The sequence below is a fragment of the Streptomyces sp. NPDC028991 genome, from assembly GCF_055564775.1.
In genome coordinates, this window is record NZ_JBVHVP010000014.1 from 76,499 (window position 1) to 99,698 (window position 23,200).

The 23,200-nt window shown below is 71.5% G+C and carries 23 protein-coding genes and 2 pseudogenes; 16 read left to right on the forward strand and 9 right to left on the reverse strand.

Annotated features, from left to right (window positions below; genetic code table 11):
- Nucleotides 1-51 precede the first annotated feature (51 nt).
- The 3 genes from ACZ4V1_RS25070 to ACZ4V1_RS25080 form a co-directional block, all read right to left on the reverse strand.
- A complete protein-coding gene (locus ACZ4V1_RS25070) occupies nucleotides 52-1,017 on the reverse strand; it encodes an SCO1860 family LAETG-anchored protein (protein ID WP_468339803.1) in 966 nt (321 codons plus the stop codon).
- 186 nt (nucleotides 1,018-1,203) lie between these two features.
- Complete coding sequence (locus tag ACZ4V1_RS25075; RefSeq protein WP_468339805.1) at nucleotides 1,204-2,301, reverse strand: amidohydrolase family protein; 1,098 nt, start codon at nucleotides 2,299-2,301, stop codon at nucleotides 1,204-1,206.
- A 42-nt stretch (nucleotides 2,302-2,343) separates the two neighbouring features.
- On the reverse strand, nucleotides 2,344-2,838 hold the full coding sequence (locus ACZ4V1_RS25080) for a hypothetical protein (protein ID WP_468339807.1): 495 nt from the start codon (nucleotides 2,836-2,838) through the stop codon (nucleotides 2,344-2,346).
- A gap of 169 nt (nucleotides 2,839-3,007) precedes the next feature.
- Here ACZ4V1_RS25080 and ACZ4V1_RS25085 point away from each other — a divergent pair, with 169 nt between their 5' ends.
- From ACZ4V1_RS25085 to thpD, 5 genes are all read left to right on the forward strand, one after another.
- The gene (locus ACZ4V1_RS25085) at nucleotides 3,008-4,174 is read left to right on the forward strand and encodes a pyridoxal-phosphate-dependent aminotransferase family protein (protein WP_468339809.1); all 1,167 of its coding nucleotides are present in this window, start codon (nucleotides 3,008-3,010) and stop codon (nucleotides 4,172-4,174) included.
- Between the two features lie 290 nt (nucleotides 4,175-4,464).
- On the forward strand, nucleotides 4,465-4,980 hold the full coding sequence (gene ectA, locus ACZ4V1_RS25090; protein WP_468339811.1) for a diaminobutyrate acetyltransferase: 516 nt from the start codon (nucleotides 4,465-4,467) through the stop codon (nucleotides 4,978-4,980).
- A gap of 131 nt (nucleotides 4,981-5,111) precedes the next feature.
- Nucleotides 5,112-6,383, forward strand: a complete 1,272-nt coding sequence (gene ectB / locus ACZ4V1_RS25095) for a diaminobutyrate--2-oxoglutarate transaminase (protein WP_468339813.1) — start codon at nucleotides 5,112-5,114, stop codon at nucleotides 6,381-6,383.
- An 87-nt stretch (nucleotides 6,384-6,470) separates the two neighbouring features.
- A complete protein-coding gene (locus ACZ4V1_RS25100) occupies nucleotides 6,471-6,869 on the forward strand; it encodes an ectoine synthase (protein ID WP_468339815.1) in 399 nt (132 codons plus the stop codon).
- Between the two features lie 6 nt (nucleotides 6,870-6,875).
- Nucleotides 6,876-7,775 (forward strand): ectoine hydroxylase, encoded by a 900-nt coding sequence (thpD, locus tag ACZ4V1_RS25105; RefSeq protein ID WP_468339817.1) that lies wholly within the window; start codon nucleotides 6,876-6,878, stop codon nucleotides 7,773-7,775.
- An 87-nt stretch (nucleotides 7,776-7,862) separates the two neighbouring features.
- Here thpD and ACZ4V1_RS25110 read toward each other — a convergent pair whose 3' ends face one another.
- The 3 genes and pseudogenes from ACZ4V1_RS25110 to ACZ4V1_RS25120 form a co-directional block, all read right to left on the reverse strand.
- Nucleotides 7,863-8,912 (reverse strand): aminotransferase class V-fold PLP-dependent enzyme, encoded by a 1,050-nt coding sequence (locus tag ACZ4V1_RS25110; protein ID WP_468339819.1) that lies wholly within the window; start codon nucleotides 8,910-8,912, stop codon nucleotides 7,863-7,865.
- A 97-nt stretch (nucleotides 8,913-9,009) separates the two neighbouring features.
- Nucleotides 9,010-9,720, reverse strand: coding sequence for a DsbA family oxidoreductase (locus ACZ4V1_RS25115; RefSeq protein WP_468339821.1), 711 nt, complete (start codon nucleotides 9,718-9,720; stop codon nucleotides 9,010-9,012).
- 79 nt (nucleotides 9,721-9,799) lie between these two features.
- Nucleotides 9,800-10,267 (reverse strand): annotated as a pseudogene (locus ACZ4V1_RS25120) (GNAT family N-acetyltransferase); the annotation flags it as partial.
- A 253-nt stretch (nucleotides 10,268-10,520) separates the two neighbouring features.
- Here ACZ4V1_RS25120 and ACZ4V1_RS25125 point away from each other — a divergent pair.
- Entirely contained in the window at nucleotides 10,521-10,937 is a 417-nt protein-coding gene (locus ACZ4V1_RS25125) for a DUF6234 family protein (protein ID WP_468339823.1), read from the forward strand.
- Nucleotides 10,938-11,101: 164 nt separating this feature from the next.
- Here the strand turns inward: ACZ4V1_RS25125 and ACZ4V1_RS25130 are convergent, their stop codons facing one another.
- On the reverse strand, nucleotides 11,102-11,905 hold the full coding sequence (locus ACZ4V1_RS25130) for a site-specific integrase (RefSeq protein ID WP_468339825.1): 804 nt from the start codon (nucleotides 11,903-11,905) through the stop codon (nucleotides 11,102-11,104).
- Here ACZ4V1_RS25130 and ACZ4V1_RS25135 point away from each other — a divergent pair.
- Both ACZ4V1_RS25135 and ACZ4V1_RS25140 read left to right on the forward strand, forming a co-directional pair.
- A pseudogene (locus ACZ4V1_RS25135) lies at nucleotides 11,868-12,341 on the forward strand (XRE family transcriptional regulator); the annotation flags it as partial. The gene ACZ4V1_RS25130 and the pseudogene ACZ4V1_RS25135 sit on opposite strands and share 38 nt — an antisense overlap.
- 2 nt (nucleotides 12,342-12,343) lie before the next feature.
- Nucleotides 12,344-12,814: an NUDIX domain-containing protein gene (locus tag ACZ4V1_RS25140; RefSeq protein WP_468339827.1), complete on the forward strand. Its 471-nt coding sequence runs from the start codon at nucleotides 12,344-12,346 to the stop codon at nucleotides 12,812-12,814.
- A gap of 346 nt (nucleotides 12,815-13,160) precedes the next feature.
- Here the strand turns inward: ACZ4V1_RS25140 and ACZ4V1_RS25145 are convergent, their stop codons facing one another.
- Nucleotides 13,161-13,769 carry a DUF1349 domain-containing protein gene (locus ACZ4V1_RS25145; protein ID WP_468339829.1) on the reverse strand — a complete coding sequence of 203 codons (609 nt, stop codon included), beginning with the start codon at nucleotides 13,767-13,769 and terminating at the stop codon, nucleotides 13,161-13,163.
- A gap of 102 nt (nucleotides 13,770-13,871) precedes the next feature.
- Entirely contained in the window at nucleotides 13,872-15,401 is a 1,530-nt protein-coding gene (locus ACZ4V1_RS25150; RefSeq protein WP_468339831.1) for an aldehyde dehydrogenase (NADP(+)), read from the reverse strand.
- Between the two features lie 177 nt (nucleotides 15,402-15,578).
- Here ACZ4V1_RS25150 and ACZ4V1_RS25155 point away from each other — a divergent pair, with 177 nt between their 5' ends.
- From ACZ4V1_RS25155 to ACZ4V1_RS25190, 8 genes are all read left to right on the forward strand, one after another.
- A complete protein-coding gene (locus ACZ4V1_RS25155; protein ID WP_468339833.1) occupies nucleotides 15,579-16,352 on the forward strand; it encodes an IclR family transcriptional regulator in 774 nt (257 codons plus the stop codon).
- 3 nt (nucleotides 16,353-16,355) lie between these two features.
- On the forward strand, nucleotides 16,356-16,826 hold the full coding sequence (locus ACZ4V1_RS25160) for a GNAT family N-acetyltransferase (protein WP_468339835.1): 471 nt from the start codon (nucleotides 16,356-16,358) through the stop codon (nucleotides 16,824-16,826).
- 78 nt (nucleotides 16,827-16,904) lie between these two features.
- The gene (locus ACZ4V1_RS25165) at nucleotides 16,905-17,918 is read left to right on the forward strand and encodes a hypothetical protein (protein ID WP_468339837.1); all 1,014 of its coding nucleotides are present in this window, start codon (nucleotides 16,905-16,907) and stop codon (nucleotides 17,916-17,918) included.
- Nucleotides 17,915-19,198, forward strand: coding sequence for a sensor histidine kinase (locus ACZ4V1_RS25170; protein WP_468339839.1), 1,284 nt, complete (start codon nucleotides 17,915-17,917; stop codon nucleotides 19,196-19,198). The genes ACZ4V1_RS25165 and ACZ4V1_RS25170 overlap by 4 nt, the downstream gene beginning before the upstream one ends.
- A 106-nt stretch (nucleotides 19,199-19,304) precedes the next feature.
- Nucleotides 19,305-19,967 (forward strand): response regulator transcription factor, encoded by a 663-nt coding sequence (locus ACZ4V1_RS25175; RefSeq protein ID WP_468339841.1) that lies wholly within the window; start codon nucleotides 19,305-19,307, stop codon nucleotides 19,965-19,967.
- A 120-nt stretch (nucleotides 19,968-20,087) separates the two neighbouring features.
- The gene (locus ACZ4V1_RS25180; protein ID WP_468339843.1) at nucleotides 20,088-21,542 is read left to right on the forward strand and encodes a peptidoglycan D,D-transpeptidase FtsI family protein; all 1,455 of its coding nucleotides are present in this window, start codon (nucleotides 20,088-20,090) and stop codon (nucleotides 21,540-21,542) included.
- Nucleotides 21,543-21,705: 163 nt separating this feature from the next.
- Complete coding sequence (locus ACZ4V1_RS25185; protein ID WP_468339845.1) at nucleotides 21,706-22,272, forward strand: SigE family RNA polymerase sigma factor; 567 nt, start codon at nucleotides 21,706-21,708, stop codon at nucleotides 22,270-22,272.
- Complete coding sequence (locus ACZ4V1_RS25190; RefSeq protein WP_468339847.1) at nucleotides 22,269-23,132, forward strand: hypothetical protein; 864 nt, start codon at nucleotides 22,269-22,271, stop codon at nucleotides 23,130-23,132. Before ACZ4V1_RS25185 ends, ACZ4V1_RS25190 begins: the two co-directional genes overlap by 4 nt.
- The last annotated feature ends 68 nt before the right edge of the window (nucleotides 23,133-23,200 follow it).

Here is a 23,200-nt window from a genome sequence, read left to right on the forward strand (position 1 = left end):
CCCGGCCGGCCACCCTGCCCGCACCCCGGCCGGCCGCCCCACCGCCCTCGCTCAGCCGCGCCTGCGGCGGGCCAGGAGCAGGGACGCGCCGCCCGCCAGGACCAGGGCGGCAGCGCCGGCGGCGAGGTACGGGGTCGCCGAACTGCCGCCGGTCTCGGCCAGGTCCGCGTCGGCGCGGGCGCCCTGGGCCTTCAGGTCGGCGGCCGGGTCGGCGTCCCGCTCGGCGTCCTGTCGCGCGGGCGGCTCCTCGGCCTGCGCCGGCGGCTGCCCGGCCTCGGCCGCCGGGGCCGGTGGGGCCGCGGGGGACTCGCAGGTGGCCTTCGCCAGGGTCAGGGTGCCGTCGACCTCGGCGACGTTCAGGTCGAGGGGGTCGACGGACACCTCGAGTTCGAGCGCCGTGGCGGCGGCCGTACGGGACGTGGTCTCCGTCTCGGAGAAGTCGAGCCGTACCTCGCCGACGCCGGGTACCTTCACTTCCGTCGTCCCGCCGGGGGTCAGCGTGACCTTCTTGCCGAGCACCGTCACCGCGCCCAGCAGGTTCGCGTCGGCGACCGGCCGCTTACCGGCCTCACAGGTCGCCATGGAGGTGACCTGCTCGACCTCGACCACCGACAGCAGCGGCAGGCCGGGGACGTGGAGCCTGGCACGGGCGAGATTGGTGTACCCCTCGCTCTTCGCGGCGGTCGCCGTCGCCTTGGACTCGGCCGCGTCGGCACGCAGGACACTGAACGGCTTGCCGCCGTCGACGCCGTCCAGCCGGGCGGTCAGCGCGGTCTTGCGGGCGCTCTCGGGCGCGTGCACCTCGTTGAGGGTGACCGCGAGCGGGACGTTCACGGTCTTGTTGAGCAGGGACACGTCGAGCCCGGCGCGCAGGACGGTGGCGCTCGCGCGGCCGTGGTCGCCGGTCGCGTGCGCGGTGCCCGCGCCCGCCAGGGCCGCGGGACCGGCGGCCAGCGCCGTGGCCGCCGCGACGGTGGCGAGGCGGCGGGCGGGCAGGCGGAAGGTGTTGCCGTTCAAGGTGGTGGGACCCCCAGTGAGACATGCGTGCGGGACACGCATGAGCGACGTGCTTGGGACCCGGAAAGAATGTCCCCGCCCACACCGAACCGTCAGCGAACCCGGGGCACTTCACCTTTTCGTGGAGCTTCCGCGAACCTTTTCGAATCTCTCGGCACTGGTGTTCCCCGGCGTCACTCCGGTCGGCTAACCGACGACCCGCCCGTTCAGCACCACCCGGCGCGGAGCGGCGAGCGCGCGCACGTCCGCGCGCGGGTCCTCGTCGAACACCACGAGGTCCGCCGGTGCGCCCTCGTCCAGGCCGGGACGTCCGAGCCACCGCCGGGCGGCCCAGGTCGTCGCGGCGAGGGCCTCGACGGGCGGGATGCCGGCGGTGACCAGTTCCGCGACCTCCGCCGCCGCCAGGCCGTGCGCCAGGGAGCCGCCCGCGTCGGTGCCGACGAAGACCGGGATACCGGCGTCGTAGGCGCTCCGGACGGTGTCGTAACGGCGTTCATGGAGCCGGCGCATGTGGGCCGACCAGCGCGGGAACCGGGACTCACCGCCGTCGGCGAGCGCGGGGAAGGTCGCGATGTTGACGAGGGTGGGCACGATGGCGACGCCCCGCTCGGCGAAGAGCGGGATCGTGTCGTCCGTCAGGCCGGTGGCGTGCTCCACGCAGTCGATGCCCGCCTCGACCAGGTCGCGCAGGGAGTCCTCGGCGAAGCAGTGCGCGGTGACGCGGGCGCCCAGGCGGTGGGCCTCGGCGATCGCCGCCTCGACGGCGCCGCGGGGCCAGCAGGCGGACAGGTCGCCGAGGTCGCGGTCGATCCAGTCGCCGACCAGTTTCACCCAGCCGTCCCCGCGCCGGGCCTCCTGGGCGACGTAGGCGACGAGGTCCCCGGGCTCGACCTCCCAGGCGTAGTTGCGGATGTAGCGGCGGGTGCGGGCGATGTGCCGGCCGGCCCGGATGATCTTCGGGAGGTCCTCGCGGTCGTCGATCCAGCGGGTGTCGGAGGGGGAGCCGGCGTCGCGGATGAGGAGGGTGCCCGCCTCGCGGTCGGTCAGCGCCTGCTTCTCGGCGACGTCATCGGGGACGGCCCCGTGCTGGTCCAGGCCGACGTGGCAGTGCGCGTCGACCAGGCCGGGCAGTGCCCAGCCCTCGACGGTGCGGACGTCGGCGGCCCCGGCGGGGCGGTCGTACGAGATCCGGCCGTCGATCACCCACAGCTCGTCGCGGACGTCCTCGTCCCGCGGCCCGACGAGCACCCGACCCTTCACGTGCAGCACCGTGCGATCGCTCATGCCCGCACCCTAGACCGGGCGCCGGAGTGTTCGAAGGCCGGTCTACCGGCCGTCGTTCCGTGCTGCCGCGCGGGCGCGGAGCTCGGTCGCGTACCCGGCCGCGACGGCGCCCGCCACGGCGGTCAGGGCCAGGACGGCGACGCCGGGGTTGACGTAGCCGGGGACGTCGTCGGAGGCGTAGCCGTCGCCGTCGGCGGTCTCGCAGCGGAAGCGGAGCGGCAGGTAGGAGACCGAGTAGTCGACGATCCGCCCGGACAGCTCCGGGTGCTCGCTCGTACGGCAGGGCCGCAGCGGCGCGGAGCCCGTGCCGCCGTCCTCCGCCTCCATGGCCGCGAACGCCACACACAGCGCGCCCCAGGCGTACAGCGCGACGGCCGCCGCACCGGCACACCCGGCCAGTACGCGGAACCCCCCGCCGGGACGGGCCGGCGCGGGAGCGGCGTTCACGGGGGCCGCGCGGGCGTAGGTCCCGGGGCGGCGGCCGAGGACGACCGCGGTCAGGACCGCCACGAGGACGAGCAGCAGAAGAACGGGCACGGGGCCGAGTCCACCAGCCCGACGATCATCACCGCTGTGGCGGAAGCCACAATTCCGGGCGTGGGGGTGTCGCAACGGATGCCCTCCGGCGCGAGTGGCGGCGGGGGCCGTGGTTACTCTCGACTTCGTACCTGCCGTACACCTGCCCGTGAACGAAGAGAGCAGCACAGTGACCCATCCCTTCCTGGACCTCGCCCCGCTGAGCGCCGGCCGTTTCGCCGCGATCGAGGACCGGGTCGCGCGCCTGCTCGGCACCGGCCAGGACGTCGTGATCATGCAGGGCGAGGCGCTGCTGCCGCTGGAGGGCGCGATCCGCGCCGCCGCGGGGCCGGGCACCGTCGCGCTGAACGTCGTCACCGGGCCGTACGGGCAGACGTTCGGGAACTGGCTGCGGGACTGCGGCGCGATCGTGCACGACCTCTCCGTCCCCTTCCACACGGCCGTGTCCGCCGATCAGGTCCGCCAGGCCTTCGCCGAGTACCCGGAGATCGACTTCGTGTCCCTGGTGCACGCCGAGGCGGCGACCGGGAACACCAACCCGGTCGCGGAGATCGGCGAGGTGGTGCGGGCGCACGGCGCGCTGTTCTACCTGGACGCCGTGGCCTCGGTGGGCGCCGAGCCGGTGCTGCCGGACGCGTGGGGCGTGGACCTGTGCGTCATCGGCGCGCAGAAGGCGATGGGCGGTCCGGCGGGGGTGTCGGCGGTGTCGGTGAGCGAGCGGGCGTGGGCGCGGATGGCGGCGAACCCCGGGGCGCCGCGCCGGTCGTACCTCTCGCTGCTGGACTGGAAGGAGCGCTGGATCGACGGCGGGCGCAAGGCACTGCTGCACGCGCCGGCGCAGTTGGAGATGCTCGCGCTCGAGGCGTGCGTGGAGCGCATCGAGGCCGAAGGCCCCCGGACGGTGATGGCGCGGCACGCGTCGGCCGCCGCGGCCACCCGGGCCGGCGCGCTCGCGCTGGGCGGCCTGGAGCCGTACGTGCACGAGGCCCGGGACGCGGCACCGGTCGCGACGACGCTGCGGACGCCGTCCGACGTCGACGCGTCCGAGCTGGTGGCCCGGGCCCTGGAGTCCGATCCGGCGCTGCCGCTGGCCGCGGGCGGGGGCGCACTGGCCGCGGAGATGATCCGCGTCAACCACTACGGCCCGGACGCGACGCGCGGGGCGGTGCAGGGCTGTCTGGCGGCACTGGGTGCCGCGCTGGCCGAGAAGGGGCTCAAGGCCGATCTGGAGGCGGCCCGGCGCGCCGTCGAGGACGCCTGGGCGCGGCCCGCCGGGGCCGACCTTTCGGTCGCACGAATTCAGGGCAATTCCCGAAGCTCACACAAACAGAATTAAGTAATTACGCTCAGCACAGCTTCCCGTATTCTTCTGCCCGCTTTCCCGGGACCTAAACACAAAGATTTGACGAACCCGGACCTTCGCATTTCGGACACGTCTCGCACGGGTTACGCGATTGTGACCCGATCCACATGTTGCCCGTTTTGCGGCCTATGACCAGGACAAATCACCACACATCGCCGTCTCCTCGCGCGTCAGCACGCGCCCGCGTGATAACACATGACGCGCCCATGCGTAACCCCATCCGGCGATGCAATTTCAATTTTCCCTGGGTAAATTCAATTTGCATGACTGCCGCGCAAGCAGACCTGCAAATCGACCGTCCGAGAGTGGCCGACGGGGCCGCCCTGTGGCGGATAGCGAGGGATTCGAAGGTCCTCGACCTGAACTCGTCCTACAGCTATCTGCTCTGGTGCCGGGACTTCGCCGCCACGTCGGCCGTCGCCCGCGACGAGCGCGGTGAGCCGGTCGGCTTCGTCACCGGTTACGTACGACCGGACCGGCCGGACACCCTGCTCGTGTGGCAGGTGGCGGTGGACGAGGCGTACCGTGGACGAAAGTTGGCCGCCGCCCTGCTCGACGGGCTGGCCGCCCGGACCGTCGCGGAGTGCGGGCTGACCACCCTGGAGACCACGATCTCGCCCGACAACACCGCTTCCCAGCGACTGTTCACCTCGTTCGCCGAGCGGCACGGCGCCCGACTGGAGCGCGAGGTCCTGTTCGACACGGACCTGTTCCCCGACGGGCCGCACGAGCCCGAGGTCCTGTACCGCATCGGCCCCCTGTCCGCAGCCGCCCGCTGAGCGACCGGCTTCCCGGACGGCCCGGCACCCCGTGCCAGTCCGGCCCCAGACTTCCCGGCCGGGACCGCACCGGTCCCCCGGATTCGTACGACCTTCCTCTCCCACCCTCACCCAACGAGGAGCGATTCGTCGTGACCATCACCCAGCCCGACCTCAGTGTCTTCGAGACCGTCGAGTCCGAGGTGCGCAGCTACTGCCGCGGCTGGCCCACCGTCTTCGACCGTGCGCTCGGCAGCCGCATGTACGACGAGGACGGCCACGAGTACCTCGACTTCTTCGCCGGAGCGGGCTCGCTCAACTACGGGCACAACAACGCCGTCCTGAAACGCGCGCTGATCGACTACCTGGAGCGGGACGGCGTCACGCACGGGCTCGACATGTCGACCACCGCCAAGCGCCGCTTCCTGGAGACGTTCCAGAACCTGGTGCTCCGGCCGCGTGACCTGCCGTACAAGGTCATGTTCCCGGGCCCGACGGGCACCAACGCCGTCGAGTCCGCGCTGAAGCTGGCGCGGAAGGTGAAGGGGCGCGAGTCGATCGTGTCGTTCACCAACGCCTTCCACGGCATGTCGTTGGGCTCGCTCGCGGTGACCGGCAACGCCTTCAAGCGGGCCGGCGCCGGCATCCCGCTGGTGCACGGCACGCCCATGCCGTTCGACAACTACTTCGACGGCACCGTCGAGGACTTCCTGTGGTTCGAGCGGCTGCTCGAGGACCAGGGTTCCGGCCTCAACAAGCCGGCCGCCGTGATCGTCGAGACCGTGCAGGGCGAGGGCGGCATCAACGTCGCCCGGGCCGAGTGGCTGCGCGCCCTGTCCGAGCTGTGCCAGCGCCAGGACATGCTGCTCATCGTCGACGACATCCAGATGGGCTGCGGCCGTACCGGCGCCTTCTTCTCCTTCGAGGAGGCGGGCATCACGCCGGACATCGTCACCGTCTCCAAGTCGATCAGCGGCTACGGCCTGCCCATGGCGCTGACCCTGTTCAAGCCGGAGCTGGACGTCTGGGAGCCGGGCGAGCACAACGGCACCTTCCGCGGCAACAACCCCGCCTTCGTCACGGCGACCGCCACGCTGGAGGCCTACTGGGCCGACGGCTCGGCGATGGAGAAGCAGACCCGCGCCCGCGGTGAGCAGGTCGAGCAGCACATGATCGCCATCACCGAGGAGAACCTCGCCGACGTCAAGGAGTACCGCGGCCGCGGCCTGGTCTGGGGCCTGGAGTTCCACGACAAGGAGCGTGCGGGCAAGGTCGCCAAGCGCGCCTTCGAGCTCGGGCTGCTCATCGAGACGTCCGGCCCCGAGAGCGAGGTCGTCAAGCTGCTCCCGGCCCTGACCATCACGCCCGAAGAGCTGGACGAGGGCATGAAGACCCTCGCGCGGGCCGTGCGCGAGACCGCCTGACAGCACCTGCTTCCGGCGCCTTCGGCCATGCGGCCGAAGGCGCCGGGGACCCTTGCACACCCTTCACCTAGGAGGCATCGCAACACCGTGATCGTCCGTTCGTTCAAGGAGATCGAAGGCACCGACCGGCACGTGAAATCGGCGTCCGGCACCTGGGAGAGCAAGCGCATCGTCCTCGCGAAGGAGAAGGTCGGCTTCTCCGTCCACGAGACGATTCTGTACGCGGGTACGGAGACGTCCATGTGGTACGCGAACCACATCGAGGCCGTCGTCTGCACCAAGGGCGAAGCCGAGTTGACCGACCGCGAGACCGGGAAGACGTACCGCATCACCCCGGGCACGATGTACCTCCTCAACGGCCACGAGCGGCACACGCTCAAGGTCAAGGAGGACTTCCACTGCATCTGTGTCTTCAACCCGCCCGTGACCGGACGGGAGGATCACGACGAGAACGGCGTCTACCCGCTGCTCACCGAGGAGGTGTGAGTCACCGTGACCATCACGACCACGAACGTCACCGATCTCTATCCCACCCGCGGCGCCACCGAGGTGGCGACTCCCCGGCAGGACCCGGTCGTCTGGGGCTCCCCGGACACGCCCGGTCCCGTCTCGGCCGGTGACCTGCAGGCGCTGGACCGCGACGGCTTCCTCGCCATCGACCAGCTCATCGGACCGGACGAGGTCGACGTCTACCGGCGCGAGCTGGAGCGGCTCACCACCGACCCGGCCATCCGCGCGGACGAGCGCTCGATCGTCGAGCCGCAGTCCAAGGAGATCCGCTCGGTCTTCGAGGTGCACAAGATCAGCGAGCTCTTCGCGAATCTGGTGCGCGACGAGCGAGTGGTCGGGCGGGCCCGGCAGATCCTCGGCTCGGACGTCTACGTCCACCAGTCCCGGATCAACGTCAAGCCGGGCTTCGGGGCCAGCGGCTTCTACTGGCACTCGGACTTCGAGACCTGGCACGCCGAGGACGGCCTGCCGAACATGCGGACGATCTCGGTCTCGATCGCGCTCACCGAGAACTACGACACCAACGGCGGCCTGATGATCATGCCGGGGTCGCACAAGACGTTCCTCGGGTGCGCGGGGGCCACGCCGAAGGACAACTACAAGAAGTCCCTGCAGATGCAGGACGCGGGGACGCCGTCGGACGAGGCGCTGACGAAGATGGCCTCGGAGTACGGCATCAAGCTGTTCACCGGCAAGGCCGGCTCGGCGACCTGGTTCGACTGCAACTGCATGCACGGATCGGGCGACAACATCACGCCGTTCCCGCGCAGCAACGTGTTCATCGTGTTCAACAGCGTGGAGAACGCGGCGGCCGAGCCGTTCGCGGCACCGATCCGGCGGCCGGAGTTCATCGGCGCGCGGGACTTCACGCCGGTGAGGTGACCCGCATCTGATCTCGGGCAGGGGCCTTTTCGTGTGGGACGGGAGGCCCCTGCCCGGTACTGTCCGGGGCACCTTGCCGGCGTTGCCTCAGCCCGTCAGCACGTCCAGCAGCCGGTCGACGTCCGCCGGGGTGTTGTATACGTGGAACGCGGCCCGCAGATTGCCCGCCCGGTCGGAGACCTGTACGCCGGACCGGCTCAGCTCGCCCTGCCGGTGCCCGAGTCCGGGCACGGACACGATCGCGGAGCCCGGCGCGGGCACCGGCTCGTGGCCCAGCGAGCGCACCCCCTCCCGGAACCGGTCGGCGAGCGCGGTGTCGTGGGCGTGCACGGCGGCCACGCCGAGCTCCTCGATCAGCGCCAGCGAGTGTCGGGCGCCCGTGTAGGAGAAGAGGGCCGGGCTCTCGTCGAAGCGCCGCGCGGAGTGCGCGAGTTCCTCGACGGGGCCGTAGCAGCTGTCCCAGGGGCGCTCGCCCGACGCCCACCCGGCGAACAGCGGCGTCAGTCCGCCGAAGTCCTCCGGTACGACGAGGAAGGCGACGCCGCGTGGGCAGAGCACCCACTTGTAGGCGACGGCGGCCACGTAGTCGAAGTCGCCGGCGGCCAGCGGCAGCCACCCGTTGGACTGGGAGGCGTCGATCAGGGTCCGCGCGCCGTGTGCCCGGGCGGCTTCCCGCAGCGCCGCGAGGTCGGCGATCCGCCCGTCGGCGGACTGGACCGAGCTGACCGCGACGAGCGCGGTGTCCGGCCCCACCGACTCGGCGATCCGCTCCAGCGGCACGCTACGCACCTTCAGGTCGCCACGCGTGTGCAGGGGATTCACCAGGGAGCTGAAGTCGCCCTCCGCCGTGAGGACTTCGGCGCCCGCGGGCAGCGAGGCGGCGACGAGCCCGCTGAACGTGGCGACCGAGGCGCCGGTCGCGACCCTGGTGGCGGGCACTCCCACGAGCCGGGCGAAGGCGGACCGGCACGCCTCGACGTCGGCGAACATGTCGAGCGGCTGCCCCTCGGCCGCGGACGCCGCCGCGTCACGCATCGCGACGAGGGTCCGGGCGGGAAGCAGACCGGTACTGGCGGTGTTCAGGTACGTGGTCTTCGGGGCGAACTCGGCGCGGACGAGGTTCTCGAAGCTCTCCATGGGCACCACTGTGCGGCCCCGCCACCTCCCCGTCCATCGAGAATTTCTACGCGATTCCCCAAGCAACCCTTATGGACGGGCCCCCACCTGCGGTTTCTCAGTTCTGGGGCACAGCGCACCCGTCCGGACCGCACGCCTCGGCGTCCCCGTCGTCGATCAGCTTCAGCGGCGTACGCTCGCCCCACGCCTGCGTCAGTGCCCGGGCGAAGACCTCGGCAGGCTGGGCGCCCGAGACGCCGTACGCCCGGTCGAGCACGAAGAACGGCACACCCGTGGCCCCGAGCTGCGCGGCCTCGCGCTCGTCGGCGCGCACCTCGTCGGCGTAGGCGGTGGGGTCGGCGAGCACCTCGCGGGCCGCGCCCGCGTCCAGACCCGCGGCGACGGCCAGCTCCACGAGGCGCTCGTCGTCGAAGACGGAGCGCTCGTCGGCGAAGTTGGCCCGGTAGAGCCCGTCCAGCAGCGTGTCCTGCCGGCCCCGCTCCTTGGCGAGGTGCAGCAGCCGGTGCATGTCGAAGGTGCTGCCGTGGTCGCGGTCCCGGGTTCGGTAGTCCAGCCCCTCGGCGGCGGCCTGCGCGCCGAGGGCGTCCTCACCGGCCCGCGCCTGCGCCTCGCTCATGCCGTACTTGGCGGTGAGCATCGTCAGCACGGGCTGGACGTCGCCCTTGGCCCGCCCCGGGTCCAGCTCGAACGAGCGGTGGACCACCTCGACGCCGTCACGGTGCGGGAAGGCCGCCAGCGCCTTCTCGAAGCGGGCCTTGCCCACGTAGCACCACGGGCAGGCGATGTCGCTCCAGATCTCGACGCGCATGTCTCGGCTCTTCTCCAGGTCGTACGGTGCGGAGGCCCTCTCCGCCTCGTACGTGAACGTTCAACCAGCGGGCCTCATTCCCCGGCACGTGGAAGCGCGGGAACAGGTGGTGGTCGCCCTCGGCGGGCGGGTGCCCCGGGTCGGGGACCCAGCTCCGGCGGGCGTAGAAGGCCTGGGCGCGCCGGTTGTCCACATGGACGTCCAGGACGGCCGTCCGCCTGCCGTCGGCGCGCCACTGCTCGACGCAGGCGCTGTGCAGGGCGGTGCCGATGCCGGTGCGCCAGTGGCCGGGGTCGACGTGGAACTGAAACAGCTTGACCGTGTCCGCCGGGCCGTCGTCCGGGACCCGGAAGGAGGCGATGCCCACGAGGCTGCCCCGCTCCACGGCGCACAGCACGTGCCCGTCGGTCCGCTCGGCGGCGGTGCGCCAGACGGCCACCCGGTCGAAGCCGTCGTCGGGGAGTCCGTCCGGGTAGTACGTCGCCCGAGCCCGGGAGTGCAGGGCGGCGACGGTCTCCGCCTCGGCGGGCAGGACGGTACGGATCACCCGGCTACGGATCAGAAGGTTGCAGGTTCGAATCCTGCCGAGTGCACAGCAGACCAGAGGCCCTGTGGAGTGATCCACAGGGCCTCTGGCTTTTGTGTTGACGGCAGTGTTTGACGGCAGTGTTTGACGGCAACCGCCTCACGAGGCGGGTGGGGAGCCGGTTGGGCTCGAGTGAATCATGAGATCCACCCGATGTAGAGATGAGTAGCCGTACTCATGCGCCGGCCTCGCAGAGGCGAGCATGGTGGCGAGTATGAACCTGCCCGCTGCCCCGCCGGCCTTCGATGCCACCACTGGCCCCGGACAGCGGCGCCGTGCGGACCGCGGTGCTGATATCGGGGCCGGGTGTGGTCTCGTGCTCCTGGAGTTGATCACCCTTGTGGTGATCTTCGGACTGTGGTTCTTATCCGGGTTCAACCTCGCCCCAGCGAAGAGCGTCACGACCGACCCGTTGTGGGACTACCTGGCTGCTGCTGGCGGAGTCGGGCTCCTCGCCGTTGCGGCGGCCGCGGTAGCGGCATGGGCCGGAGCCATCGTCACGGTTGTCTCCCAGGCCGTCATGGCCGCCCTGATCTGCATCGTTGTCTTCGGTGGCGTTGAGGTTCAGGCCCACCGAGATCAGCGATGCCGTGACGTACCGTCAGCGGTGGGCTGCAAGGATCACGGCTAGACAGCTGCGAGGGCTCCATTCGCGCCGTCGTCATCATTGGTCCGTTGCCGTCACCCCTCAGCGCGTCGCCGACGCGATCGAAGGCGGAGCGCTGGGAGTCGAGCCGGACGAAGGTGAGATGTCCATCGTCACGCGGATCGAGCTGTGGCCCAGGACCTCCGTGATCATGCGGGCGTCGGCGCCCTGTTCGTGGAGGGGGACGCGCACGTGTGACGCAGGTCGTGAAACCGGACCTTACGGACGGCTGCACGGGCGCACAGGGCCTCGAAGGACCGGTTGAGGTTGCGCGGCTCGATCGGGGTCCCGTTCTTCCTGGTGAAGACGAGACCCTGGCCCGACCCCCTCCAGTTGGCACCAGCGGCCTTCTTGTCAGCGATCTGCTGCGCGCGCTGGGCACGGAGCGCGGTCACACACTCGGCCGGCAGCGCGACGCGGCGAGCCGAGCGCTGAATCTTCGGCGCGACGATGAGCAGCTCGCCGCGCCGCAGGCCGATTCGAACTGCCAGCTCGTACGCAGCCCACAACCGGTTGTCCTGGGCCGCCGTCAGGAGCTGACGCCCCTCCTTGGCTGTGAGCGGTTCTGTCTCACGCTGGGTGCCCATGCTCAGCTCCACGTTCCGTGTGACGTTGCGGGGCAACTCGTCCTCCCGTACGGCGTGCTGGAGGGCAGCACGAAGGATCACCAGCAGGAAACGCACGGTCCGATCAGACGGCAGCTTCTTGCAGCACTTGCCGAGGGTGCAGCAGCGCCGCTTGTGCTCCGGCCGCTTCTTGTCCTTGCCCTGTGCGCAGCACTGGCAGGTGGCCGCCGTCTTGGTCAGGAAGGCCCGGATGTCGCGGGCGGTGAGCCGGACCCGCTTCTTCCTGCCGAACTCCGGGGCCACGTAGTTACGGACGAGGGATTCGTAGTTGACGTACGTCGTCCTGCGGACCTTTGTGGACATGCTGACCCAAGCCCGAGAGCGCATCGACGTGTTGGTGTACGCGGCCGTCTTCCTCCACGAGGCGTACCCGCGGCTCAACGACTTGCTGCGAGAGCGAGCTACCAACGGGTGTGCGGTTCGTATCGCGATCGGTGACGCGGACAGCGCGAATGTTCAACAGCGCGGCGAGGAAGAGAGGTTCGGCCACGGGGTCGAGTCCCGTTGTCGTCTCGCCCTCATGCACTATCGCCCCCTTGTTGGGGTACCTGGCATCGAGGTGCGGACCCATGCCACCACGCTCTACAACTCGATCTACCGTGCGGATGACCAGGCGATGGTCAATGCCCATGTCTGGGGCGTGAACGCCTACGGCGCTCCCGTGTGGCATCTGCGGCGTAGCGGAGAGGGCGGCATGTTCGACACCTACGCCAGCAGCTTCGATGCGGTCTGGGAGACCGCGACGCCGGTAAGCGAAGGGTGATCATGGCACGGACCGAGTACTACGACGACCCGGCGGCACCTGAGCCGAACAGCTTGGTGGTCGCCGCGTCAGCCGTGGTTACCGACGACGAAGGGCGCGTGCTCCTTCAGCGCCGCCGGGACAACGATCTTTGGGCGCTACCTGGCGGCGGCATGGAGATGACCGATTCCCTACCAGGAACGGCCGTCCGCGAGGTGAAAGAAGAAACCGGCCTAGACGTAGAGATCACCGGGCTCGTGGGCACGTACACCGACCCTCGCCACATCATCGCCTACTCGGACGGTGAGGTGCGCAGACAGTTCAACATCTGCTTCACTGCCTATGTGGTCGGGGGCCGGCTCGCGATCTCGGATGAGTCCACGGAACTGCGATTTGTCCAGCCGGAGGAAATCGATCAACTGCCGATGCACCACACGCAGCACCTCCGGATCCGACATTTCCTGGAGCACCGAGAGCGGCCCTATCTCGGCTGAACTTGTTCTTCGGCCATCGCGCTACCGCTTCGTAAGTACCAAGTTGCGAAGTACCGGGCCTTTATGGCTGCGCCTGTCTACTTCTGCCAATCCTCGACCACGCGTACGACCTCCACGTCCTGCCACGGCTTAATCCACTCAGCCACGTACCTAACGTCACTTGAAGAGGGGGCGGGGCGAGCCTGCTCCATTGAGAGGACAGGAGTGCGGCCTTGCCGACGCTCGTTGGAGGCGCGCCCCCGCCGCCAGCCGGAGCTGACGGCAACCGTGACGGCAACGACGGCAACGACGGCAACGACGGCAACGACGGCAACTCAGGACGCGGGAGCCGGGTGGTCCGGTTGCCTCAGCTGCCGTCGCGCAGGTCCGCCGGCCAGGCCGGCCGGAACTCCAGGTGGTCGTACGTCACCACGCACCCCTCCCCCGTCGGCGCCTGGGCCAGGAAGCCGACCAGGGCCGCGCCGGTCTCCGTCTCGTCGCCCAGGGTGAACAGCCGGACGAAGGTCCAGCGCTCGCCGTCGAGGGAGGCGTGGAAGGCGAAGGCCCGTCCGGTGCGGCTGACCCGGAGCCAGACGGAATCGCCCTGCACGGTGAAGGAGTTGCAGTCGTCGGAGTGGCCCCGGGTGACCACCGTGCAGACGGTGGGCACGTCAGGGGAGTACTCCAGGCACAGCTTGGCCCAGGCCCGCTCGCCGACGTGGACGTAGAGGACCCCGGCGTCGAAGGCGCCGTTGAACCCGACCGTGACACGGGCGATCAGCTGGAAGTCCCCGTCGGGAGAACCCAGCAGCCGGGGCGCGTCGGAGGCGGGCTCCAGCGCCTGGCCGGTGGGCGGTACGAAGCGGTCCTGCCGGGGGCCGGCCGATCCGGTGAGGACGCCGTCCTCGTAGGACCAGTTCCCGTCGGGGCCATGAGCACGCAGGGGAAAGGGGAGTTCGGGAAGTGCGAGATCCATCAGGTGATCCTCTCAGGACCGGTGGACGTCCCGGGGGCGCGGGGAACTGCGCGACCGGCCACACACGGCCCGTGTCCGCGAACGCCCCGCGCCCCCACGGGGCTACCGCTCCAGAACCCCGTTGAACCGACGAGGCAGCCCCAGCGGATTCCCGTCCCGAAGCTCCGCGGGAAGCAGCGCCTCCGGCGTGTTCTGATACGCGACCGGCCGCAGCCACCGCTCGATCGCCGTACCGCCGACCGACGTGGACGTCGACGTCGTGGCCGGGTAGGGCCCTCCGTGCTGCTGAGCCGCCGCCACGGCGACCCCCGTGGGCCAGCCGTTCACCAGCACCCGCCCGGCGAGCGGCGTCACCTCGGCGAGAAGAGCCGCCCCGCGCCCTTCCCCGGCCGCCTCCTCGGCGGAGAGCTGCACGGTCGCCGTGAGGTTTCCGGGGAGCCGGGACAGCACGCCCCGGACCTCGGCCTCGTCCTCGTAGCGGGCCACCACGGTGACCGGCCCGAAGCACTCCTCGAGGAGCAGGTCGTGCTCGCCCTCCGCCGCCAGTCGCGCGGCCGGCACGGTCAGGAACCCGGCGGCGACGGTGTGCTCGCCACCGGAGCCGGGCGTCACCGGGGAGTCCACGTCGGGCAGCGCCGCGCGCTCGGCGACCCCGGCGACGAAGTTGTCCCGCATGCGGTGGTCGAGCAGCACCCCGGCGTCGGTGTCGCTCACCGCGTCGGTGAGGGACTTGACCAGGCCGTCACCGGCGGCTCCCGCCGGCACCAGGACCAGGCCGGGCTTCACGCAGAACTGGCCGACGCCCAGCGTCATCGAACCGGCCAGGCCCGCGCCGATCGCCTCGGCCCGCTCGGCGGCCGCCGCCTCGGTGACCACGACCGGGTTCAGCGAGCCCAGCTCGCCGTGGAAGGGGATCGGGACCGGGCGCGCGGCCGCGGCGTCGAACAGCGCGCGGCCACCCCGGACGGACCCGGTGAAGCCCGCGGCGGCGACCAGGGGGTGCTTGATCAGTTCGACGCCTGCCTCGAAGCCGTGCACCAGGCCGAGGACACCGTCCGGGATGCCGTGCCGGACGGCGGCCCGGCGCAGCACCTTGGCGACCAGCTCGGACAGGCCCGGGTGGTCGGGATGGGCCTTGACGACGACCGGGCAGCCGGCCGCGAGCGCGCTCGCGGTGTCGCCGCCGGGGACGGAGAAGGCGAAGGGGAAGTTGGAGGCCGAGTAGACGGCGACGACGCCAAGGGGCACCTTGTAGCGGCGCAGGTCCGGGATGGGCGGGGTCGCGGTGTCGTCGGGGTGGTTGACGACGACGCCGAGGAACTCGCCCTCGTCGACGATGCCGGCGAAGGCCCGCAGCTGGTAGCAGGTGCGGGCGAGCTCGCCGGTGAGCCGGACCGGGCCGAGGGCAGTCTCCGCGTCGGCCACCTCGACGAGGGTGCTCTCGGCCGCCTTCAGCTCGTCGGCGGCGGTGCGCAGGAACGCCGCGCGAACGGTACGGTCGGCGAGCGCCTCCCGGGCGGCGTGCGCGGCGCGGACGGCGGCGTCCACCTCCTGGGCCGTGGCTTCCACCGCGACCTGTTCACGCTGCTTCCCGGTACGGGGGTCGACACTCCAGACTGGTGCTGCTGCCACCGCGGGTCCCTCCACGTGCTCTGCATCGGAACGTGCTCTGCATCGGAACGTGCTCTGCATCGGACTCGTTCGCTGCCGACTCGTTCGCTGCCGACTCGTTCGATATACTGAACGCTGTCTCTGATGGTGAATATGCTGTTGGAGACTATTTCCCGTCGAACGAAGGGGTCAAGGGCGATGTCGGCTGTCGAGACGGGGGGCGGAGCGCAGGTCAAGTCCGCGGTGCGGACGGTTGAGCTGCTCGAGTACTTCGCCGGACGCCCCGGTATGCACTCCCTCGCGTCGGTCCAGGAGGCCGTCGGTTACCCCAAGTCCAGTCTCTACATGCTGCTGCGCACACTGGTGGAGCTGGGCTGGGTGGAGACGGACGCGACGGGCACGCGGTACGGCATCGGCGTACGGGCGCTGCTGGTCGGCACGTCGTACATCGACGGCGACGAGGTGGTCGCGGCCGCGCGGCCCACGCTGGACCGGCTCTCCGACGACACCACGGAGACCATCCACCTCGCGCGCCTGGACGGCACGAACGTCGTCTACCTCGCCACCCGCCAGTCGCAGCACTACCTGCGGCCGTTCACCCGGGTCGGCCGCCGGCTGCCCGCGCACTCGACCTCGCTGGGCAAGGCGCTGCTGAGCACGTACACCGACGAGCAGGTCCGCAAGATGCTCCCGGAGACGCTGCCCGCGCTGACCGAGCACACGATCACCGACCGGGAGAAGCTCGTCGAGGAGCTGCACCAGGTGCGGGAGCAGGGCTTCGCCGTGGACCGCGAGGAGAACACGCTGGGGCTGCGCTGCTTCGGCGTGGCGGTCCCCTACCGGACGCCCGCGCGGGACGCGATCAGCTGCTCGGTGCCGGTGGCGCGGCTGACGCCCGCGCACGAGCAGATGGTGAAGGACGCGCTGTTCGACGCGCGGGACCGGCTGACGCTGGCCACGCGTAGGCTCTGATCCATGCACATCGCTCTGCGCGAGGTACACGACAGCGACCTGCCCGTCTTCTTCCGGCAGATGAACGATCCGGAGGCCCTGCGCATGGCGGCCTTCACCCCCGAGGACCCGGCGGACTGGGACGCGTTCGAGACCCACTGGCGAAAGATCCGGGCCTCGGCCGACGTCGTACGGACGATTCTCGCCGACGGTGACGTCATCGGCAGCGCGGCGGTGTACGGGGAGCCGGGCGAGCGCGAGGTGACGTACTGGGTGGACCGGGCCTACTGGGGCCGGGGCGTGGCCACGGCGGCGCTGCGGGTCCTGCTGGCCGAGGTGCCGGACCGTCCGCTGTACGCGCGGGCGGCGGCGGACAACACCGGTTCGCTGCGGGTCCTGGAGAAGTGCGGGTTCGAGGAGAGCGCCCACGCCCGGGGGTTCGCCCCGGCCCGGGGCGAGGAGATCGACGAGGTCGTGCTCCACCTCGCGGGCTGACCCGCTCCGCCGCGCGGCGGAGGCGGATCGTCGGCGCGCAGGAGGTGCCCGGGGGTGTCCGTGCGGGAGCGTGAGGGCATGACGCAGACCCTCGCACCCACCACTTCCCCGGCCGCCCCGCCTCCGGACTCCTCCCGGCCCCGTCGGCTGCTGCGGGCGGTAGCCGTCCTCGCCTGCCTGCCGTACCTCGGGCTCAAGGCCGCCTGGATCGCGGGGAGCGAGGTGGGCATCCCGGCGGACAGCGGGCTGCTGGACCACCGAGTGACCATGATCGTCGCCAACGGGGTCTCGGTCCTGCTGGACAGCTGTGTCATCGTGCTCGCGCTGGTGCTCACCCGGCCGTGGGGCCGGCGGGTGCCCGCCTGGCTGCTGGCGTTCCCGGTGTGGGTCGCCACCGGACTGCTCGCGCCGATCATGGCCGGGTTTCCGCTGCAACTACTCGGGAGGGCGCTGAGCGACGACGGCGGGGCCGCGTCCGTGCCGGACCGTGCGGCCTTCCTCCACGAGTGGGTCTTCGGCGTCGTCTACACCGGGTTCATCGTGCAGGGGCTCGCCCTCGGGGCCCTGTTCGTGCTCTACGCCCGGGACCGCTGGGGGCGTCTGTGGCGCGGCCGGATGCGGGATCTGCCGGTCGCGACGACCGGGAGGGCCTCGAAGGCCACCGCAGTGGCGGCCGCGGTCCTCGCGCTGTTCCCGCTCGCCGTCCGGCTGTTCTGGGCGTGCGGTGGTACGGCCGGGCTCAGCGAGGGCCGGGCGGCGGACCGCACCAGTGACTTCTACGTGCTGGAGGGCCTGTACGCCGTCTTCCTCGTCCTGGCCGTCACCGGTGGCCTGCTGCTCACCCTTCGCCGCGCCCGCTTCCTGCCGGTGACGGTGCCGCTCGCCGTGACGTGGGCCTGCTCCGGTGCGGCGGCCTGCTGGGGCGGCTGGATGCTCCTCGCCTCGGTGATCGGACCGGACGAACCCGCCGACCGCCCGACACAGTTGATGATCCTCACCTACGCTGCCCAGATGATCGTCGGTTTCCTTCCCGCCGCCGTCGGCGCGCGGTTCCTCGTCAGGCGGTCGGCCGCCGCCGGCACCCGGCCGTGACCGCGTTCGCCCGGCTCCTGTTCGGCCGGCGGGCGCGCCTGCGGTGGATCCACCTGATTCTCGGCGGCGCCCTCGCCATGCCGTACGTCCTCGTCGGCTCGGTCGTCGTCGGCCCGGTCGCCGGGGACTCGGACGTCTTCCGTTCACTCTCCCTGCAACTGGCCTCGTTCGTCCTCGGATTGCCGCTCGCCGCCGTCACCTCGCTGTTCCCGCTGACCCGGCCCCTGGAGTCCGGGGTCGTGCGGTGGCTGTGCGGTGTGGAGGCCGACCGGCTGGCGTACGGGCCCGCCCGGACCAAGGGCGAGAAGGGACGGACGGCGGCCTGGTTCACGCTGCACCTGGGGGCCGGGGGGATCATCGCGGGGATGTCGCTCGCGGTGCCGCCGTTCGCGGTCGCGCTGATCGTCCTGCCCTTCGTGCCGGCACTGCGCGACGACTGGAGCGGGCTGCCCGGCGTCCTCCACCACTCCTGGGCGCTCACGCTCGCGCCGGTCGCGGGTGCCGCCATGCTGGCCGCGCTCGCCGGCTGCGCCGCCGGGTGCGGCGCGCTGCTGGCCCGCTGGGCGCCCGCGCTGCTCGGCCCGTCCCCCGAGGACCGGGTCGCGGCGGCCGAGGCACGCGCCGCCGACCTCGCCGTCCGCAACCGGCTCGCCCGCGAACTGCACGACTCCGTCGGCCACGCCCTGAGCGCGGTCACCCTCCAGGCCAGTGCGGCCCGCCGGGTCCTGGACACCGACCCGGAGTTCGCCCGCGAGGCCCTCGCCGCGATCGAGGACACCACTCGCCGCACGGTCGGTGAACTCGACGCCGTACTCGGCGTACTGCGCGACGGCGACGCGCCCGGCACCGCGCCGGCGCCGACGCTCGCCGCCGACCTCGACGGCCTGCTGCGCCGCACCCGCGCGGGCGGACTGCGGGTGACGGCCACCGTCGCCACCGACCCGGAGGCGCTGCCGCCGCTGGTCTCCCGCGAGGCCTACCGCATCGTGCAGGAGGGGCTGAGCAACGCGCTCAGGCACGCGGGCGGACGGGTCGCCGTGGCGCTGCGCGTCGACACAGTGGACGATCATCTGCGGATCACCGTCGAGAACCCCGTCGGCGAGGTAGCCGCCCGGAGCGGCCGGGACGGCGAGGGCGGTGCCGCCCCGCGCCCGGGCGGCGGCCACGGTCTGCGCGGCGTCGCCGACCGGGCCCGTCTGCTGGGCGGCGCGGCGGAGGCGGGCACCGTCGGGGGCGCCTGGCGGCTCCACGTACGACTGCCGCTGAAGAGCAACGCGTGACCGCCCGGCGAGAACCGAAATCCGTACGCCCCGCCCGGCGAAACCGAGGACCGCGAGCCGCGCGCCCGCCCGAAGGAGACCGTGTGACCAGCCCTCCGAGGACACCATGACCCGCCCCGCGATCCGGATCGTCCTGGCCGACGACGAACGCATGGTCCGCACCGCCCTGCGCGCCATCCTCTCCGCGGAGCCGGACCTGGAGGTCGCCGGGGAGGCGGCCACCGGGGCCGAGGCCGTCTCCGTCGTGCGGGAGACCCGGCCGGACGTGGTCCTCATGGACGTCCGCATGCCCGAGGTGGACGGCATCCGGGCCACCGAGCAGATCCTCGCCACACTCGACGCGCCACCCCGCATCGTGGTCGTGACCACCTTCGAGAACGACTCCTACGTCTACGACGCCCTGCGCGCCGGGGCCGCCGGCTTTCTGCTCAAGCGTGCCGACGCCGACACGCTCGTCCAAGCCGTACGGCTGGTGGCGCACAGCGACACGCTGCTGTTCCCGTCGGCGGTACGGACGCTGGCGGCCGAGCACGCGCGCGCGAACCCCGCCCCGCCCGCCTGGGTGGCACGGCTCACGGACCGCGAGGGCGAGGTGCTGAGGCTGATGGCGACCGGGCTGACCAACGCGGAGATCGCCGGGCGCATGGGGGTGGGGGCGGCCACGGTGAAGACCCATGTGGCGTCGGTGCTGGCGAAGACCGGCGCCCGGGACCGCACCCAGGCGGTCATCCGGGCCTACGAGGCGGGTTTCACGAAGCCGGTCTCGTGACGCCTGCGTTCACCCGCCGATTTCACGGCACCGGTGTCACGGCACCGGCTCCATGAACGGAAGATGAGAAAACGGGGCGCACGGAACGATTCGCTCCCGCCCGTTCGTCCTCTCAGTGGGATGAACAAGACGATCAGGCGCGCATCGGTCTTCACGCTGCTCCTGGTGTTTGCTCTGCTGATCAGGGCGACCTGGGTGCAGTTCTACGAGGGCCAGGCACTCGCGGACGACAAGGACAACCGGCGGAACGCGATCGAGACGTACGCGGAGCCGCTCGGAAACATCATCGTGGCCGGCCGGTCGATCACCGGCTCGGCGCCGACGGAGGGGGGTGACCTCGCCTACAAGCGCACGTACGAGAAGGGCAAACTGTACGCGGCGGTGACGGGCTACGCCTCGCAGGCGTACGCGCCGACGCAGTTGGAGGGCATCTACCAGGACGTGCTCAACGGCACCGACCCGCGGCTGAAGACGGTGATGGACACGGTCACCGACACCCGGGCCGAGCCCGGCAACGTGGTGACGACGATCGACCCGGACGTGCAGAAGGCCGGGTTCGAGGCGCTGGGCGACACCAAGGGCGCCGCCGTCGCGATCGACCCGAAGACGGGCAGGATCCTGTCGGTCGTGTCGTCCCCTTCGTACGACCCGACGTCGCTGACCGACGCCAACACCGCCGGTGAGGCCTGGGAGAGGCTCACCAGCGATCCCGACAAGCCCCTGACCAACCGCGCGCTGCGCCAGCCGCTGCCGCCGGGCTCGACGTTCAAGCTCGTGGTGGCGGCCGCCGCGCTGGAGGACGGGCTGTACGGATCGGTGGACGAGAAGACGGACAGCCCGGACCCCTACCGGCTGCCGGGCACCGTGACGGACCTGACGAACGAGAACCCCGACGCCCCGTGCGAGAACGCCACGATCCGCACCGCGCTGCAGTACTCGTGCAACAACGTCTTCGCGAAGATGGCCGTGGACCTCGGCCAGGACAAGGTGCGGGCGACGGCCGAGAAGTTCGGCTTCAACGACGAGTCGCAGGACGTGCCGGTACGGGCCTACACGAGCGTGTACCCGAAGGACATGAACAAGGCCTCGACGGCCCTGACGGGCATCGGCCAGTTCGACGTGACGGCGACCCCGCTCCAGATGGCGATGGTCTCGGCGGCCCTCGCCAACGGCGGCGAGCTGGTCTCCCCGCACATGGTGTCGCAGATCACCGACAGCGGCGGTGACGTCCTGGAGGACCACACCGACCCGGACTCGAAGCGGATCGTCAGCTCCGCCACCGCCGAGCAGTTGCAGTCGGCCATGGAGACCGTCGTCGACAAGGGCACGGGGTCGAACGCGCGGATCCCCGGCGCGACCGTGGGCGGCAAGACGGGCACCGCCCAGCACGGCGAGAACAACAGCAAGACCCCGTACGCCTGGTTCACCTCGTACGCCAAGTCCGACTCGTCGGACAAGGAGGTGGCCGTGGCGGTCATCATCGAACAGTCCGACGCGGCCCGTTCCGAGGTCAGCGGCAACGGCCTGGCGGCACCGGTGGCCAAGGCGATGATGGAGGCGGCGCTCGAGGTCTAGCGGGCCGGCACGGCGGCGGCTGATACTCCTCGGCAGGTTCGGTCTGCCATACAGCGTTCGACGCACCGCACATCGGGTGCGTCGAGCGCTGCTACAGTTCCGGATTCCGGCCCGGCGCACGGCTGTTCGACGCCGGGGAAGCCGCTGCGAGGAGAGGCCGCCCGTGGGGACAGTCGTCGACGACGCCGCCTCCGTGGAGTTCCACGCCTTCTTCGAGCGCCACTACGCCGAACTCTCCCGGCTCGCCCACCTGCTGACCGGTGAACCGGACGCCGCCGACGACCTCGCGGCGGACGCCCTGCTGGCCCTGTGGCACCGCTGGGACCGGGTCCGCTCCGCCGACCATCCGGCGGCGTACGCGCGCGGTGTCGTCGCCAACCTCGCCCGCACCCGCGTCCGCACCGCCGTCCGGGAGCGCAGACGGGTCGCCCTGTTCTGGTCGCAGCGCGAGGAGAAGACGGAGAACCCGGACGTCGCGGGTGTGGTCGACGTCCAGGAGGCGCTGCGCCGGCTGCCGTTCCGCAAGCGGGCGTGCGTGGTGCTGCGGCACGCGTTCGACCTCTCCGAGAAGGACACGGCGCTCGCCCTGGGCATCTCGGTCGGTACGGTGAAGAGCCAGACGTCGAAGGGAATGGCCGAACTGCAGCGGCTGCTCGGGACGCCGGCGGCTCCGAAGCAGGTGCACGCGGCGATCGCGCGCAGCGGCGAGGCCGCGGGAAGGAACCGATGACCGGGCAGCGGGGCCGGGACGAGGAGCTGCGTGCCCGGCTGCACGAGGCGGCCGCAGCGCACGACCCTGACCGGGCGCGCATCCTGGCCCGGGTCGAGCGCGGCATGGCGGGCCGGGACCAGGACCACCCGGGGCACCACCGGGCGGCCCGTCCACCGCTGCTGGGCTGGGCGCGGGTGGCCGGTGCCACGGCCGCGGTGGCGGGAGTGCTCGCGGTCGGCGGCTACGCGGTCGCGTCCGCGGTGAAGGACGACGCTCCCCCGCAGCGCTCGGTCGCCACCTCACCGACCCCCGCGCCGTCACCGGACGGCACCGCCGGCCGGACGCCCGCCCCGCCGGCCGGCCCGTCGCCCAGCACCGCGCCCGAGTCCGGAGCCCCGGACACCCCCGCCTCCACCCGGCCGCCGGCCCCGACCGCGAGCGGCACCGCCCGGCCCCCTGCCTCCGCAGCCGAGGACGGCCCGCTGCGGTCGGACGGCTCGGTGGACCCGCACAGCAACGACTTCTGGGCGCAGAGCAACGTCACCCTCGAAACCGGTGAGCCGCTGACCGCGCTCACCGTCGAGCTCAGGGTGGCGCAGACCGGGGGGATCACGTCCACCGGCGCCTGGCGGTCGCTGCCGGAGCGGGACTTCACGTTCACGGTCGAGGAGCGGGACGGATTCCTCGTCCACCGGTGGACGCTCAAGCAGGGCCGTACGGTCCCGGCGGGCGAGTGGATGTTCGCCGGCCAGTACAACCACGACCGCGGCGGCCGGGACGCGGGCGGCGACCGCTACTCCGCGACGGCCACCGCGGTCGCCACCTCCGAAAGGCTGTCGGTCAAGGGCGACTTCGCGCCCCGCGACGGCCGTTCGTGACGGCCCCTCGCGACGGCGGGTTCGTGAGAATCCTCTGAAGACGCGGCAACCCTTTCCCCTCCCGTGGC

Coding starts and splice junctions, on each gene's coding strand:
- ACZ4V1_RS25075 (WP_468339805.1), bottom strand. CDS start 2,301: ATGAGCGATCGCACGGTGCTGCACGTGAAGGGTCGGGTGCTCGTCGGG.
- ectA (WP_468339811.1), top strand. CDS start 4,465: ATGACTGCCGCGCAAGCAGACCTGCAAATCGACCGTCCGAGAGTGGCC.
- ACZ4V1_RS25110 (WP_468339819.1), bottom strand. CDS start 8,912: ATGGAGAGCTTCGAGAACCTCGTCCGCGCCGAGTTCGCCCCGAAGACC.
- ACZ4V1_RS25115 (WP_468339821.1), bottom strand. CDS start 9,720: ATGCGCGTCGAGATCTGGAGCGACATCGCCTGCCCGTGGTGCTACGTG.
- ACZ4V1_RS25125 (WP_468339823.1), top strand. CDS start 10,521: ATGAACCTGCCCGCTGCCCCGCCGGCCTTCGATGCCACCACTGGCCCC.
- ACZ4V1_RS25130 (WP_468339825.1), bottom strand. CDS start 11,905: ATGCGCTCTCGGGCTTGGGTCAGCATGTCCACAAAGGTCCGCAGGACG.
- ACZ4V1_RS25140 (WP_468339827.1), top strand. CDS start 12,344: ATGGCACGGACCGAGTACTACGACGACCCGGCGGCACCTGAGCCGAAC.
- ACZ4V1_RS25145 (WP_468339829.1), bottom strand. CDS start 13,769: ATGGATCTCGCACTTCCCGAACTCCCCTTTCCCCTGCGTGCTCATGGC.
- ACZ4V1_RS25155 (WP_468339833.1), top strand. CDS start 15,579: ATGTCGGCTGTCGAGACGGGGGGCGGAGCGCAGGTCAAGTCCGCGGTG.
- ACZ4V1_RS25160 (WP_468339835.1), top strand. CDS start 16,356: ATGCACATCGCTCTGCGCGAGGTACACGACAGCGACCTGCCCGTCTTC.
- ACZ4V1_RS25165 (WP_468339837.1), top strand. CDS start 16,905: ATGACGCAGACCCTCGCACCCACCACTTCCCCGGCCGCCCCGCCTCCG.
- ACZ4V1_RS25175 (WP_468339841.1), top strand. CDS start 19,305: ATGACCCGCCCCGCGATCCGGATCGTCCTGGCCGACGACGAACGCATG.
- ACZ4V1_RS25180 (WP_468339843.1), top strand. CDS start 20,088: ATGAACAAGACGATCAGGCGCGCATCGGTCTTCACGCTGCTCCTGGTG.
- ACZ4V1_RS25190 (WP_468339847.1), top strand. CDS start 22,269: ATGACCGGGCAGCGGGGCCGGGACGAGGAGCTGCGTGCCCGGCTGCAC.